Source organism: Kribbella sp. NPDC048928, from assembly GCF_043197975.1.
Lineage (GTDB): Bacteria > Actinomycetota > Actinomycetes > Propionibacteriales > Kribbellaceae > Kribbella.
In genome coordinates this window covers 763,439-777,544 of record NZ_JBICUC010000002.1, presented here as the reverse complement: position 1 = coordinate 777,544, position 14,106 = coordinate 763,439, and the positions used below count along the sequence as shown (strand labels likewise).

General features: G+C 68.4%; 16 protein-coding genes. 11 read left to right on the top strand and 5 right to left on the bottom strand.

Translation table 11 applies throughout. The annotated features are described in order from the left end of the window. The 9 genes from ACGFI6_RS10655 to ACGFI6_RS10615 all read left to right on the top strand — a co-directional run bounded on the left by ACGFI6_RS10655 (position 1) and on the right by ACGFI6_RS10615 (position 7,189). Positions 1-585 (top strand): helix-turn-helix transcriptional regulator, encoded by a 585-nt coding sequence (locus tag ACGFI6_RS10655; RefSeq protein WP_393117094.1) that lies wholly within the window; start codon positions 1-3, stop codon positions 583-585. Continuing rightward, the gene (locus tag ACGFI6_RS10650) at positions 582-1,661 is read left to right on the top strand and encodes an inositol-3-phosphate synthase (RefSeq protein ID WP_393117093.1); all 1,080 of its coding nucleotides are present in this window, start codon (positions 582-584) and stop codon (positions 1,659-1,661) included. The genes ACGFI6_RS10655 and ACGFI6_RS10650 overlap by 4 nt, the downstream gene beginning before the upstream one ends. Before the next feature lie 69 nt (positions 1,662-1,730). Then, positions 1,731-2,270 carry a GNAT family N-acetyltransferase gene (locus tag ACGFI6_RS10645; RefSeq protein ID WP_393117091.1) on the top strand — a complete coding sequence of 180 codons (540 nt, stop codon included), beginning with the start codon at positions 1,731-1,733 and terminating at the stop codon, positions 2,268-2,270. 5 nt (positions 2,271-2,275) lie between these two features. Continuing rightward, a complete protein-coding gene (locus ACGFI6_RS10640) occupies positions 2,276-3,103 on the top strand; it encodes a DUF72 domain-containing protein (protein ID WP_393118110.1) in 828 nt (275 codons plus the stop codon). A 261-nt stretch (positions 3,104-3,364) separates the two neighbouring features. Further along, complete coding sequence (locus ACGFI6_RS10635; RefSeq protein ID WP_393117089.1) at positions 3,365-3,550, top strand: hypothetical protein; 186 nt, start codon at positions 3,365-3,367, stop codon at positions 3,548-3,550. Further along, entirely contained in the window at positions 3,547-4,509 is a 963-nt protein-coding gene (locus ACGFI6_RS10630; RefSeq protein ID WP_393117087.1) for a hypothetical protein, read from the top strand. The genes ACGFI6_RS10635 and ACGFI6_RS10630 overlap by 4 nt, the downstream gene beginning before the upstream one ends. Before the next feature lie 101 nt (positions 4,510-4,610). Next, positions 4,611-5,297, top strand: a complete 687-nt coding sequence (locus ACGFI6_RS10625; protein ID WP_393117085.1) for a helix-turn-helix domain-containing protein — start codon at positions 4,611-4,613, stop codon at positions 5,295-5,297. A 73-nt stretch (positions 5,298-5,370) separates the two neighbouring features. After that, entirely contained in the window at positions 5,371-5,907 is a 537-nt protein-coding gene (locus ACGFI6_RS10620) for a dihydrofolate reductase family protein (protein WP_393117084.1), read from the top strand. A 94-nt stretch (positions 5,908-6,001) separates the two neighbouring features. Beyond that, positions 6,002-7,189 (top strand): M20 family metallopeptidase, encoded by a 1,188-nt coding sequence (locus ACGFI6_RS10615; protein WP_393117083.1) that lies wholly within the window; start codon positions 6,002-6,004, stop codon positions 7,187-7,189. An 88-nt stretch (positions 7,190-7,277) separates the two neighbouring features. Here ACGFI6_RS10615 and ACGFI6_RS10610 read toward each other — a convergent pair whose 3' ends face one another. Continuing rightward, positions 7,278-8,708 carry a pre-peptidase C-terminal domain-containing protein gene (locus ACGFI6_RS10610; protein WP_393117081.1) on the bottom strand — a complete coding sequence of 477 codons (1,431 nt, stop codon included), beginning with the start codon at positions 8,706-8,708 and terminating at the stop codon, positions 7,278-7,280. Positions 8,709-8,808: 100 nt separating this feature from the next. Then, on the bottom strand, positions 8,809-10,248 hold the full coding sequence (locus ACGFI6_RS10605; RefSeq protein ID WP_393117079.1) for a zinc-dependent metalloprotease family protein: 1,440 nt from the start codon (positions 10,246-10,248) through the stop codon (positions 8,809-8,811). Between the two features lie 190 nt (positions 10,249-10,438). On the opposite strand from ACGFI6_RS10605, the gene ACGFI6_RS10600 reads away from it, so the two are divergent. Next, positions 10,439-10,909, top strand: a complete 471-nt coding sequence (locus tag ACGFI6_RS10600) for a YciI family protein (RefSeq protein ID WP_393117077.1) — start codon at positions 10,439-10,441, stop codon at positions 10,907-10,909. Here the strand turns inward: ACGFI6_RS10600 and ACGFI6_RS10595 are convergent. From ACGFI6_RS10595 to ACGFI6_RS10585, 3 genes are read right to left on the bottom strand one after another with little or no spacing between them, the layout of a single operon-like run. Beyond that, on the bottom strand, positions 10,906-12,060 hold the full coding sequence (locus tag ACGFI6_RS10595) for a zinc-dependent alcohol dehydrogenase family protein (protein WP_393117075.1): 1,155 nt from the start codon (positions 12,058-12,060) through the stop codon (positions 10,906-10,908). The genes ACGFI6_RS10600 and ACGFI6_RS10595 overlap by 4 nt on opposite strands. Then, positions 12,057-12,473, bottom strand: coding sequence for an acyl-CoA thioesterase (locus ACGFI6_RS10590; RefSeq protein ID WP_393117073.1), 417 nt, complete (start codon positions 12,471-12,473; stop codon positions 12,057-12,059). The genes ACGFI6_RS10595 and ACGFI6_RS10590 overlap by 4 nt, the downstream gene beginning before the upstream one ends. Before the next feature lie 14 nt (positions 12,474-12,487). After that, the gene (locus ACGFI6_RS10585) at positions 12,488-13,336 is read right to left on the bottom strand and encodes an SAM-dependent methyltransferase (protein WP_393117072.1); all 849 of its coding nucleotides are present in this window, start codon (positions 13,334-13,336) and stop codon (positions 12,488-12,490) included. Between the two features lie 220 nt (positions 13,337-13,556). Here ACGFI6_RS10585 and ACGFI6_RS10580 point away from each other — a divergent pair, with 220 nt between their 5' ends. After that, positions 13,557-14,027, top strand: a complete 471-nt coding sequence (locus ACGFI6_RS10580) for a DUF4188 domain-containing protein (RefSeq protein WP_393117070.1) — start codon at positions 13,557-13,559, stop codon at positions 14,025-14,027. The last annotated feature ends 79 nt before the right edge of the window (positions 14,028-14,106 follow it).

Sequence of the window (14,106 nt, the reverse complement as noted above, 5' to 3'; positions counted from 1 at the left end):
ATGGGAAACCGCAGTGGGGTCCTGGAGCTCGCCGTACTCGGTCTGCTGCACGAAGCGCCGATGCACGGTTACGAGCTCCGCAAGCGCGTCAACGCCCAGTTCGGCTGGGGACGTGTGCTGTCGTTCGGTTCGCTCTACCCGTGTCTGAAGGCGATGCTCCGCAACGGGCTGATCACGGCCGACCCCGGGACGCCGGAGTCGGGTCGCCGGCCCAAGATCGTTTACACGATCACGGCCGACGGCAAGGACTACTTCGCGCACGCGATGCACGAAGCCGGTCCGTCGGCCTGGGAGGACGACACGTTCGGCGTCCGCTTCTCGTTCTTCGGCCGGACCGATCCGGCCACCCGGTTGCGCATCCTCGAGGGCCGCAGGGCCCGGATGGAGGAGCGCCTGGCCAATTTCCGGGCGGCAATGAGCCGGACGGCGGAGCGGGTCGATACCTACACCCTCGAGCTGCAACGGCACGGCCTGGAGTCGGCCGAGCGCGAGGTCCGCTGGCTGAACGAGTTGATCGACGGCGAGCGGCGGCAACAGCGGCCCCCTGACCAGCACCATCCGCCAACCCAAGGAGATTCCAGATGACCTCGATCCGCGTAGCGATCGTCGGCGTCGGCAACTGCGCAAGCTCGCTCGTCCAGGGCGTGCACTACTACCGCGACGCGAAGCCCGAAGAGCGCGTCCCCGGTCTGATGCACGTCCAGTTCGGCGACTACCACGTCCGGGACGTGGAGTTCGTGGCCGCGTTCGACGTCGACGGCAAGAAGGTCGGCCTGGACCTCGCGGACGCGATCGGCGCCAGCGAGAACAACACGATCAAGATCTGCGACGTACCGTCCACCGGCATCACGGTGCAGCGCGGTCACACCCTCGACGGCCTCGGCAAGTACTACCGCGAGACCATCACCGAGTCCGACGCGGCGCCGGTCGACGTGGTCGCGGCGCTGCGTGAGGCGGCCGTGGACGTGCTCGTCTGCTACCTGCCAGTCGGTTCGGAGCAGGCGGCCAAGTTCTACGCGCAGTGCGCGATCGACGCAGGTGTCGCGTTCGTGAACGCGCTGCCGGTGTTCATCGCCGGCACCAAGGAGTGGGCGGACAAGTTCACCGCCGCCGGGGTGCCCATCGTCGGGGACGACATCAAGTCCCAGATCGGTGCGACCATCACGCACCGCGTGCTGACCAAGCTGTTCGAGGACCGCGGCGTGACCGTGGACCGGACGTACCAGCTGAACGTCGGCGGCAACATGGACTTCAAGAACATGCTCGAGCGGGAGCGCCTGGAGTCCAAGAAGATCAGCAAGACCCAGTCCGTCACCTCGCAACTGCGGGACGAGATCGAGCCCCGCAACGTACACATCGGCCCGTCCGACTACGTGGCCTGGCTGGACGACCGCAAGTGGGCGTTCATCCGGCTCGAGGGCCGCAACTTCGGCGACGTGCCGCTGTCGCTGGAGTACAAGCTCGAGGTCTGGGACTCGCCGAACTCGGCCGGCATCATCATCGACGCGATCCGCGCCGTGAAGATTGCCAAGGACCGCGGCATCGGTGGCCCGATCCTGTCCGCGTCGTCGTACTTCATGAAGTCGCCGCCGGAGCAGTACGCCGACGACGTCTGCCGCGACCTGGTGGAGAAGTTCATCCGCGGCGAGGTCGAGCGCTGACCCGGTTCTGACCCGACGCTGCCCCGTACCCCTCGCGGGGTGCGGGGCAGCGTGCGATCATGGCGCCGGATGACCGAGATCCGCGAGTACCGCGCCTCCGACGCCGACAGCTGGCTGCGCTGCCGCCTGCTCAGCTTCTTCGGTACCGAGTACTACGACGACATCGTGGTGCGCCGTCCGACGTTCACCCGTCCGGTGCATCAACTCGTTGCCGTCGACGACGACACCGTGGTCGGCCTGATGGACGTCGAGGTCTTCGTGGATCGCGCCACGATCGACGTACTCGCGATCCACCCCGACCACCAACGGACCGGCCTCGCGACGCAGCTGCTCGAAACGGTTCTCCCCCGGCTGGACGTCGAGGTGCTGGACGCCTGGACCCGTGGGGATGTGGGGGCGAACGACTGGTACCGGAGGTCCGGGTTCACCGAGAACTTCCGCTATCTCCATGTCTACAAGTCGGCGGAGGACGCGGTCGATCTGGCGCCGCCGGAAGGTGTCGACCGCGTGATGAGCGCGTTCATGCAGGCGCCGATCTCGGCCGAGGCGGCGATGCGCGAGCGGTACTCCCGCGTCCATGTCTGCCGTCAGTACGTGCGAAGTCTGTGAGCACCATGCTGTACGTCGGGTGCGCTCAATGGACTCATCCCGCGTGGCCGCAGCCGTCCCGGGAGAAGCTGCGGTCGTACGCGTCGTGGTGCAATGCGGTCGAGAGCAACACGACGTTCTACGCAACGCCGTCCGCGTCCTCGGTGGCTTCGTGGGCCGCGCAGACCCCGCCCGATTTCCGGTTCGTGGTGAAGCTGCCGCAGGTCATCACCCACGAACGTCGGCTCACGAACACCGACGCGGAGCTCCGGGCGTTCCTCGACGCGATCGAGCCGCTCGGGCCGCGCAACCACGCGGTGTGGATCCAGCTGCCGGCCGCGTTCTCCCCTACCGACCTCGGGACGCTCGCCGCCTTTCTGCACAAGGCGCCTGCCGGATACCGGTACGCCGTCGAGGTCCGGCACCGCGACTTCTTCGACGATCCACAGGCTGCCGCGAACCTCGAACGGGTGCTCGCGCGCGCTGACGCGGAGTGGATCCCGTTCGACACCGGCACGCTCTTCTCCCGGCGGCCGACCAGCTTCGCCGAGCGGGACGCGTGGATGAAGAAGCCCCGCGTCGCCCGCCGGACCCGCGCCCTCACCGCGCACCCGATCGTCCGCTACATCGGCCGCGACTCGGTCGCCGAAACCATCGAAGGCTGGGCGTATCTCGTCGACCTGGTCGTCCACTGGCTCTCCGAAGGCCGCTCCCCGACCGTCTTCCTGCACACCCCCGACAACGCCGAATCTCTCAACCTGGCCCGCCACTTCCACACCACCATCGCCAAGTCCGTCCCCACCCTCGCTCCCCTCCCCACCCCCACAAACCCCGATCCCCCCACACTCTTCTAGCCACCCTCCCCGCTGCCCCACCCCCGCGCGTGCGCTCGCCGGGCTGCGGGCGCTCGCAGCTGGGTCCGGCCCACCAACTCAGAGGCCAACTTCTGAGTTGGTGGGTTCCACCCTCGTATGCGGCCTGCCAACCCACCATCTGGGCGGTTAACCCCTGAGCTGGTGGCGATCGGAGTTATCCACAGTTCCAGAAGTCCTCCGTAGAAACGGCGCCGAACTCCGTATGTTCTCCGCCGACTTCACGACTCGGGAGGACACCTCATGGAACACACCACCGGTACGACGCCGTATGCCGAAGCAAACCGCGCCGACCGCCAGGCGCGCGCAGACTGGCTGATCACCGAGCTCGGCCGGCTCGCGGCCCACGCCGAGACCCCGGACGAGCAGGTCAGGTACCGCCGCGCAGCCGACTCGCTCGTCCGCCTCTCCATCGCCCTGCGCTCGTGACCGCGACCATTCAGGTCCCGGCATCCTTCGGGGACCTGCTGACGGTCAGCGGTGAGACGGCCCGCGCTCTCGCAGGCGCCGACCAGTCCGCGTGGAACGGGAAGATCGTCGCGTCGTCCAGCGCGATGCTCGGCCTGGCGCACTGGGACGGCACGCTCTACCTCGACACCGAGGCAATCCTCGACCCACTCCGCCATCTGTACGAACACGCCGGCGAAGATCACCCGATCGGCACTCTGCGCGTCTATCGGGAGTCCCTCGCCACCCTCCTCCACGAACACGCGCACTTCCTCGGACCGTCCGGCGCCACCCAGGACGCCGCCCGCGAAGGATTCATCAAACCCGGCAGCCGCGAGCTCGAGGAGGGTGTCACCGAGTCCTGGGCACAGGACCACCTCGACGACTACATCCGCCGGCTCGGCATCGACAAAGTTGCCCCCGGCATCAACTCCGTCCGCTCCGTCGGGTACTACCCCGCCTTCGTCCCCGCCGTCCGCCATCTCACCACAGAGCTGGAGCGCCGCAACGGGCTACCGCACGGACAGGTCCTGCAGGACCTCAACCGGCAGACCGCCGCCGGCCAGTTCCCGCTCCTGGTCGATCTCGCCTACAACTCCACCCGACTCCCCAGGCTGGGGCCCGACGCCGGCCTTCGTCCCCGCATCGAGTCCATCCTCCGTACCGGCCTCACCCACCTCGACGCCTACGAGCTGCTCCACCCCGAGCTCGCCGCCGACAAGTCCCGCTCCGCCTCCGAGTCCCTGCTCACCCACCTCGACCAGGAGGTCCAGACCGCCGAGGCTGCCCGCATCTTCCAACCGCTCCGAGCCGTCGTCACCCCGTCCTCGACCCACGTCGCCTTGGCCGGGCTGACACCGCCGACCCGAGTCGCCGGCGCGCATCAAGCCGTGCCCGTCCAACGCCCCGCCCCCGCTACCGCTGGGCTCAGCAGATGTTGAGAGCGCAGCCCGCGGTAGAAGCGCCGTCGTCGGACGCTCGGTACCGGGTGGAGGGTCGTGACTCGTTTCGGGGGCCGCGGAATTCTGTTTCACTGACGAGCATGGGGCTGGAGAGTCGCATCATCAGTGGGCCGGCCGGTCCCGTGCGGCAGATCTGGTCTGCGGAGTGCGACAGTCCTACACCGTTCCGTTCGCTGGCGTCAGCGACTGCTGGTATCGGGTTCGCCCGGATCAGTGGGCGGTGGGCCGTGCACCTACGCGGTCCGGCGACGTCGGCGACACCCGTGGTGTGTTCCGCGGACACCGAGTACTTCGGCGCGGATTTCCGGATCGGGACGTACCTGCCGATGTTCCCTCCGGCGCGGCTGACGAACTTCCGTGACTCGGTGCTGCCGATGCTCCCGGACGGGCGCATCCTGCTGGACGGCCGCGCATGGGAGATGCCGACACCACAGAACCTCGACGTCTTCATCGACCGGCTGCGGCGGGACGGACTGCTGCTGGTCGATCCGGTGATCGAGGAGCTACGGCACGGCGCCGTACGTTCGATGCCGGCCCGCACGGCGCAGGCTCGGTTCCTGCGCGCGGTCGGTCTGCCGCAACGGACGCTGGAGCTGATCGAGCGCGCCCGGTACGCGGTCCGCATGCTGCAGGTCGGCCGGACGATCGCGGAGGTGGCGTCGGACGCGGGCTACTACGACCAGCCGCACCTGACCCGGTCCCTTCGACGGTTCATCGGACACACCCCCGGGGAGGTCGCTCAAGGCAGTGTCGTCCTCGGGCTGTGACGTGCCAGTGCAGCGGCAGGGCTGCGTTTCCGTACAAGACGGGTCGCGAGGCAGGGCGGTAGCTTCCGGCGGCATGAGAGTCATCGAATCGACGTACATCTCGCTCGACGGCATGGTGTCCGGGGAGGCGTTCTGGGGTGCTCAGCAGGGCTTCCAGGGCGACGCCCACAACGAACAGGCCGCAGCGTTGCTGCGGTCCGCCGACGCCTTGCTGCTCGGCCGGCAGACCTACGACGTCTTCGCCGCGTCCTGGCCCGGACGTCCCGGAGAACTGGCGGAGCTGATCAACCCGCTCCCGAAGTACGTCGCGTCGCGCACGCTCAGCGACGCGACCTGGAACTCCGAGATCCTGCCCGGCGACGCCGTCGAGGCTGTCGCCGAGCTCAAGAAATCACGCGAAGGGACGCTGCTCAAGTACGGCACAGGTTCGTTCAGCCGGGCCCTGGTCGACGCCGGTCTGCTCGACGAGCTCAAGCTGTGGGTGCACCCATTCGTCGCCGGCAACGGCGATCGTCTGCTGCCGGACATCGCACCAACCCAGCTGACTCTCGCGGGCGTGACGGAAGTCGGCAACGGCGTCGTCATCCTGACCTACACGCCGACCCGCTGATACCGGTCAACGCCTCAGGTGGCACGCGGCGGGCCGAAGGTGCAGGGTGGGTGGGGTCTGCCGGAGTGGGTCGGAGTGGCTGGAGAGAGTGCGCGTGGATTTTGTTGCTGAAGGTGCCGAGATTCTGCCCGGGCTGGTGGAGTTGCGGCGGGTGTTGCATCGGGAGCCTGAGGTCGGGCTGGTGTTGCCTCGGACGCAGCAGGTGGTGCTGGATGCGCTGGCGGGCTTGCCGCTGGACGTCAGTACCGGTCGCGAGGTGACGTCCGTGGTGGCGGTGCTGCGCGGTGGAGCACCGGGACCGACCGTGTTGTTGCGAGGCGACATGGACGCGTTGCCGGTCGTCGAGGAGACCGGTCTCGAGTACGCCGCTGAGAACGGGAACATGCATGCCTGTGGCCACGACCTGCACACCGCCGGGCTGGTCGGTGCCGCGCAACTCCTGAGCGCGCAGCGCGAGGAGCTCCAGGGGAACGTGATCTTCATGTTCCAACCCGGCGAGGAGGGTCTCGGCGGCGCGGGCTACATGCTGCGCGAAGGGCTGCTGGATGCGACCGGCGACAAACCCGTCGCGGCGTACGCATTGCACGTCTGGGCGCAGGCGGCGCAGGGGACCTTCCAACTGCGGCCCGGGACGATGATGGCGAGCTCGAACCAGTTGCATATCACCGTGCACGGCAAGGGCGGCCACGGGTCGATGCCGGCCACCACCGTGGACCCGGTGCCGGTCGTCGCCGAGATCGTGCTGGCGTTGCAGGCGTACGTCACGCGACGGGTCGACGTGTTCGATCCGGTGGTGGTGACCGTGACGCAACTCGAGGCCGGTGTGGCGATCAACGTCATTCCTAACTCGGCCCGCCTCGGCGCGACCGTACGCACACTGTCCGACGCGATGCTCGAGCAGCTCACCCGCGACTTGCCGGCGCTGGCCGAGCGGATCGCGGCGGCGCACGGGTGCACGGTCGATGCGCGGCTCAATCCGCAGTACCCGGTGACGGTGAACGATGCCGCACGTACGGCGGAGACGTCCGAGGTCCTCGCCGAGGTGTTCGGCGCGGAGCGGGTGGAGCAGCTCGCGAATCCGTTGATGGGCGCCGAGGACTTCTCGATGGTGCTGCGGGAGGTGCCGGGTACGTTCGCGATGGTCGGTGCACGTCCCGACGACGTCACCGCCGCCGAAGCACCGTCCAACCACTCCAGCGTCGTCCGCTTCGACGACGCTGGACTCGCCGACAACGCGGCCGCCCTGGCCCACCTTGCCACCACCCACCTCACATCGGCCTGACTCCGATGATGGCGTGGCCCGGGTTTGAAGCGGGGCGGGTTGGGCCTGTGGCTGGTCGGTCCGCCAGAGGCCGACCAGCCACAGGGGCTCAGGAGGGCGAAATGCCGAGGGTGTACGCGCCGCGGCTGCCGTACGTCGAGTATCCCGTGTTCAGGGGGTCGCCGTACCCGACGTTGTCGATCCGCAGGTAGTACGTGCCCGGCTGGAGGCTGCTCGTGACACTTGCGCCCAGACCCGTCGGCGTACCGGCGTCGCTCTGGCCGGAGGCTGGGTCGTTCGAGGCAACGACTGCACCCGAGCTGTCGAGCAGGTCCAGCTTGATGTCCAGGTTGCCGCCGGTCGGAGCTGGGCTCGCCGTCGCGGTGTAGTTGCCTGCGGCACTCACATCGACGCGGTACACGTCGGTGTCGTCCTCGGCCGCGATGATCCCGGACGCCGGCGTACCGACCGTCAGCGCTGCGGCATCGCCGGTCGTGTTGCCCGCCTCGTCGGTACGGAGGGCGAGGCCGTGCGAGCCGACAACCGCGTAGTCGTCTTCCTTGTTGTTCGCGTCGGCGTATTCGCCCTTGCTCCACTGGCTGATGCCGCGGTAGTAGCCGACGCCCATGATCGGGGCCCAGGCGCCGTGGCCCTGGTAGTACCCGACCGTCGACGTACCGTCGTGCGAAAGCCCGACGTTGTGGCCGGCCTCGTGCGACGCTGCCTCGGCGAGGTTCTTGGCGCCGGTACCGACGCCCTTCGTGAACACCAGCGCCGGCTGGTAGTAGTCGTGCTGGCTCGTGTTGTCGTACACGCCGACGTACGCGACGCCGCCGCAACCGCACCCGGACTGGTACCAGGTGTCGGGATCGATCAGCACTCGCGTCCCGTACTGCTCGTCGGAGGCACCGGACCGGTCGATCGCCGACTGAGCCGGCTCCTGCGTGGTGACGTCCACGTCGAACGTCGAGTAGTCCTCCGCGACGCGGGACCACACCTCGTGGACAGCGTCCTGCTCGGCGGTGCTGAAGTTGGCCGGATCGCCGTCGGTGTCGTACGCGGAGACGTTGACCAGATCGATGCCCTTCGACGCGTTCCAGGCGGTGCCGGTGATGGTGTGGCCGTCGAAGTCGAGGTAGATGACGCGGTTCGAGCCGGGCTTGCTGTGCAGCTCGAACGCCGGGCCGGTGGCGCCCTCGGCCGCGGTGCGCGCCCAGCGTGGCGAGGCTTCGGGTGCCTTCTGCGCGGCCGTCAGGCCCGGCTCGCGGAAGAACAGTTTGCTGTCGGCGTCCAGCCAGGCGGTCTTGTCGGTCGCCAGGATCTGCCGCAGTTGATCGGTCGGCAGTCCGTTGTGCGCGGCAACCTCAGCCAACCGCGACTGCACCTTCCCCAGCGCCTGGCCACCGGCCAGTGGCTGCGCGAGCAGCTGGTCGATCGGCGTCTGTTGTGCCTCGGCCTGGCTGCCGAGCGCAACAGCCAGCCCTCCGAACGCAAGAGCACCGGCACACGCAAGTGCACCAGTACGGCGGATTCTCTTCACACGTTCCTCCTCACAGTCCCCCCAGATGGGCGGGCCCCCCAAAACACGGACCCGGGGCCGTCGGTCTCGGTGGGACCGGCGGCCCCGGGTGGATCGTGGGTCAGGCTGCGGTGACGCGGACGGTGTACGCGCCGCGGCTGCCGTACGTCGAGTAGCCGGTGTTCAGCGGATTGCCGTAGCCGGAGTTCTCGATCCGCAGGTAGTAGCGGCCGGCGGCGACCTGTTTGCTGAGGCTCGCGCTCAATCCGGTCGGCGTGGCGGCGCTCGACTGGCCGGACGCCGGGTTGGCAGTGGCGACGACCGTGCCCGACGCGTTCAGCAGTTGCAGCTTGATGTCCAGGTCGGCGCCTGCAGCTGCCGCGTTCGCGGCGAACTTGAAGGTCCCCGCCTTCAGGTCGATCCCGAACACGTCGACATCGGAGTCCTTCTCGTAGATGCCCTTCGCGGCGGCACCGAGCGACAGTGCAGTGGCAGCTGCGGTGGTGTTCCCGTGGTCATCGGCGCGCAGCGCCAGCCCGTTCTGGCCTATGACCGCGTAGTCGTCTTCCTTGTTGTTGGCGCCGGAGTACTCGCCCTTGCTCCACTGGCTGATCGCCTTGGAGTAGCCGACGCCCATGATCGGCGCCCACGCGCCGTGCCCGGCGTAGTACCCGACGGACGCGGTGCCGTCGTGCGACAGCCCGACGTTGTGCCCGGCCTCGTGCGCCGCGGCCTCGGCGAGGTTCTTCGCGCCGGTGCCGACACCCTTCGTGAACACGAGCGCCGGCTGGTAGTAGGCGTGCTGGCTGGTGTTGTCGTACACCCCGACGTACGCGACGCCGCCGCATCCACAGCCCGACTGGTACCAAGTGGTCGGATCGATGACGACACGCGTTCCGTACTGCTGGTCGGACGCGCCGGAGCGGTCGATCGCGGCCGCGGTCGGCTGTTGCGTCGTCACGTCCACGTCGAACGGCGCGTAGTCCTCGGCGACGCGAGCCCACACGTCGTGGACGACGTCCTGCTCGGCGGTGCTCCAGTTGCTCGTGTTGCCGTCCGTGTCGTACGGCGTGATGTTCACCGTCGCGGGCTTGCCGTTCGCGTTCCACGCGGTACCGGTGATCGTGTGGCCGGTGAAATCGAGGTAGATGACGCGGTTCGACCCGGACTTGCTGTGCAGCTCGAACGCGGGACCGGTTGCGGCGGGGACCGCGGCCTTGGCCCAGCGCGGTGACGCGGCGGCGTCAGATTGACGCTCGACCGTCGTCGCCACCGGCTCGCGGTAGAACAGCCTCCCGCCCTGGTCCAGCCAGGCGGTTTTGTCGCTGGTCAGGATCTGCCGGAGGTGGTCTGTGGACAGCTTGTTTTTCTCGGCGACCTCGGCGAGCCGGGTCTCGACGCGCCCGAGGGCGGTCCGGCCCTGGAGCTCTTGACCGAGGACCTGGCCGAGCGTCAGCGGAGTGGGTTGCTTGGCGTCGGCCTGGCTGCCGAGCGCGACGGCCAACGCGCCGAAGGCGAGCGTGCCGGCGACGGCGAGCGCACCGATCCGGCGGCGATTCAAGCCACGATTCAAGGGACGGGTACTCAGGGGGCGGGTGGTCATGGGGCGGGAACTCCTCAGGTACTCCGGCGTGCCTCACTTGACATCTTCACGAGCGGTGTGCGCGAAGGTACTGTGCGTAGCCTGCCCGAAACCCCCGCCCGCTGTATAGATTCGTCTCGGTATTTAACGCCGACTTGGGAGGGTTCCGATGCGCTTCATGATGGTGTTCAAGGGCAGCGTGGAGTTCGAGGCCGGACAGCCGCCGAGCGCGGAGGGCCTGACCGCGATGGGCCTGGTGATGGCCGAGATGGCGGAGAAGGGGATCCTGCTCGCCGGCGACGGGCTGTTGCCGAGTTCGCACGGCTTCCGGATGCAGCTCGACGAGGGTCAGCGCCGCGTGGTCGACGGCCCGTTCACCGAGACCAAGGAGCTGATCGCCGGGTTCTGCCTGATCGAGGTCGCCTCCCGCGAAGAGGCGGAGGAGTGGGGCTGGCGGTGCATCGCGGCAGATGCGAAGACCGGCGGCGACCCGCAGACGTCCGGTCAGCTGGAGATCCGGCCGATCGCGACCGCGGAATTCTTCGGCGACAACTACACCGTCGAGGCGCGCGACCGGAACGAAGACACCTTCCAGAAGGCGGCCGGGAACCTTCAGAGCGTGTCTGAGACACCCTCCTAGAAGAGCAGCACCTGACGGATCGACGTACCGGCGGCCAGATCGTCGAAGGCTTCGTTGAGGTCGTCGAGCCCGACGGTCGCGGTCAGCAGCCGGTCCACCGGCAGGCGGCCGGCCTGGTACAGGGCGACGTACCGCGGGATGTCGCGGGACGGCACCGACGAGCCGAGGTAGGAGCCCTTCACCGTGCGTTCCTCCGCGACCAGGCTGACGGCGGGCACGCTGAACGCCTGGGACGGGTGCGGTAGGCCGACGGTGATCGTGGTGCCGCCGCGGCGGGTGGCAGCGTACGCCTGCTCGAGCACCTTCGCGCTGCCGACCGTTTCGAACGCGTACTCCGCTCCGCCGGCGGTTGCCGCTCGCACCTGCTCTACGGCATCGGGGTCGCGGGCATCCACTGCTGCGGTAGCGCCCAACTCCCGTGCGAGCTCGAGCTTGGCGGGGATGACGTCGACCGCGACGATGGGGTGGGCTCCGACGAGTACGGCGCCGAGGAGGGCGGACAGTCCTACGCCGCCCAGTCCGAAGACTGCAGTACTGCGGCCTGCGCGGACCTGCGCTGTGTTCACCACCGCGCCGACACCGGTCATCACCGCGCAGCCGAACAACGCGGCGATCTGCGGTGGAAGCGATGGGTCGATCTTCACCGCCGAGCGCCCCGAGATCACCGCATGATCCGCAAACCCAGAAACGCCCAGATGATGGTGAACGTCAGCCCCGGGTGGGCGGTGGGCGGCGTCAGCCCTGGGTAGATGTGACTCGGATAGGTGGTGGCTGCCGGATAGGAGGGTGCCGGCGGTGTTGGCGGTGGCGGCCGGTTCGCAGAGGGCGGGGCGGCCGTCGGCGCAAGGGGCGCAGTTGCCGCAGGCGGGGACGAAGGCGCAGGCGATGACATCGCCCGGCGCGAAACCCTCGGCCGAGGAGTGCACGACCTCGCCGGTGGCCTCGTGACCGAGCAGCATCGGCATCACCCGCGGGCGGGATCCGTCGATCACCGACAGGTCCGAGTGACACAGCCCTGCCGCGCGGATCCGGACCAGCAACTCCCCCGGGCCGGGCGGCGCCAGCTCGAGCTCCTCGACCCGGAGCGGTCGCGAGTCGGCGTACGGCTGTGGCAGACCCATCTCCCGCAGTACGGCACCCTGCAACCTCATCGCATGATCCCTTCGAGCGCCGCGCGGATCCGATCCGGCACCGGCACCGGCCGCCGATCGGAACGCGCGACGAACACGTGTACGAATCGGCCGGTCGCGACCGGCTGTACGGAATCCGCACGGAACAAGGCGATCTCGTACCGCACGCTGGAGTTGCCGAGCTGTCCGCAGCGCAACCCGGCATCCACGACCCCGGGGAACTCGAGCGCCTGCTTGAACGTGCACTGCGAGTCCACGCACAGCCCGATGACGTCACCGCGATGAATGTCCAACCCACCGGAGCGGATCAGGAAGTCGTTGATGACCGTGTCGAAGAAGCTGTAGTACTCGACGTTGTTGACGTGCCCGTAGACGTCGTTGTCCTTCCACCGGAGGGTGATCTCCAGGTGGTGCGGATACGCCTCGCGCTCCATCGACGGCTCCGGCACTAGGGCTTACGACCGACTCCGCACCACAGGCTGCACATGATGTCGGTGAACTCACCGGAGTCGACCCGCCGCTGTGTCTCCGCGTCGGGGAACCAGCGAATCGGCGACACGACGCCCGGATCGATCAGCTCGGTGCCGTCGAAGAACCGGGTCACGTCCTCCTTGTTGCGGACCTGCGCGTTGCCGCCACCGTCGGACTTGTAGCCCTGCACCGCGCGGTCCCACATCTCCGGCGCGAAGTCCTGCGTCGCGTGCGAGATGATCAGCAGCGATCCGGGTGCCAGCGGGGCGAGCAGGTTGCTGACGATCTCGTACGGCTTGAGGTCGTCGGCGAGCGAATGCAGGACGCCGACCAGGCTGAGCGCGACCGGCTTGCTCAGGTCGAGCAGGTCGTTGACCTCGTCGGTGCCGAGCACCGCGTCCGGGAGGGTGATGTCGGCATCGAGGTAGGCGGTCCGGCCCTTCGGTCCGCTGGCGAGCAGCGCGCGGGCGTGGGTAAGCACGATCGGGTCGTTGTCGGCGTACACGACGTGCGCCTCGGGCGTCACCTGCTGGACGATCTCGTGCAGGTTCGGGCTGGTGGGGATGCCGGTGCCGACGTCGAGGAACTGGCTGATGCCCTGCTCGGCGGCGAACCGCGCGGCGCGGTGCATCCACATCCGGTTCGACTGGGCGGTGACGCGGCAGCCCGGGAACGCCTTCAGCAGGTGCTCGCCCGCCTGGCGGTCGATCTCGAAGTTGTCCTTCCCGCCCAGGAAGTAGTCGTAGACCCGAGCCGCGTGCGGCCGGTCGAGCCGCAACTGCTCGTACATGCCCGGCTCGACTTCGGCGTCCTGCGATTCAGCCATGAACATCCCATCCGCACTGCGGCTCAGAACCGAGAATCCATCGTAACCGGTACGCAACACACGGTGACACCGGCATATCGACACTACTCCGGCACGGCGCCACTGCCACCACCTCCGGCGCGTCCGCGGACCGGCTTAACAGAGCCTTGATTCCGGTGAACCTTAGTCCGTACGCCGCGGGCGTGGTGGACTGTTTCGTGAACAGTGAGGGGGCGTCGAAATGGGCGACGTGATGGAGGGCCGGCACACAGCGGCGTACGACGGGGAACTGGTCGTGTTCCTGATCGGGATGCGGGTGAATTCGCCGCTCAAGGTGCGCGAGTGGCTGCCCGTGGCGCGGGCGATGGGGCCGATGCTGCGGGAGCTGTCGAAGGACAAGGAGAGCGGGCTGCTGGGGTTCCGTACGCTGCCGACCTGGCGGGGCGTCACGCTCATCCAGTACTGGGAGTCCGTGGAGAAGCTGCAGGCGTTCGCGGGTGACTCCGGCCGCACGCACCGGCCGGCGTGGGTCGACTTCTTCCGCAACTCGTACAAGGGCGGCGCGGTGGGCATCTGGCACGAGACGTACGTCGTGCCGGCCGGCCACACCGAGACGATCTACGGCAACATGCCGCTGCTCGGCCTCGGCCGCGCCGCCGGCGTCGAACCGGTCGGCAACCGCGGCGAGACCGCAGCCGAACGACTCGGGTAGGCGGATCCCCAGCCCATCACAATTGCCGCTGCCGGGCCCGAGCCAGGCGGGGTCACCTCGAGCAGGCGTGATTGTGATG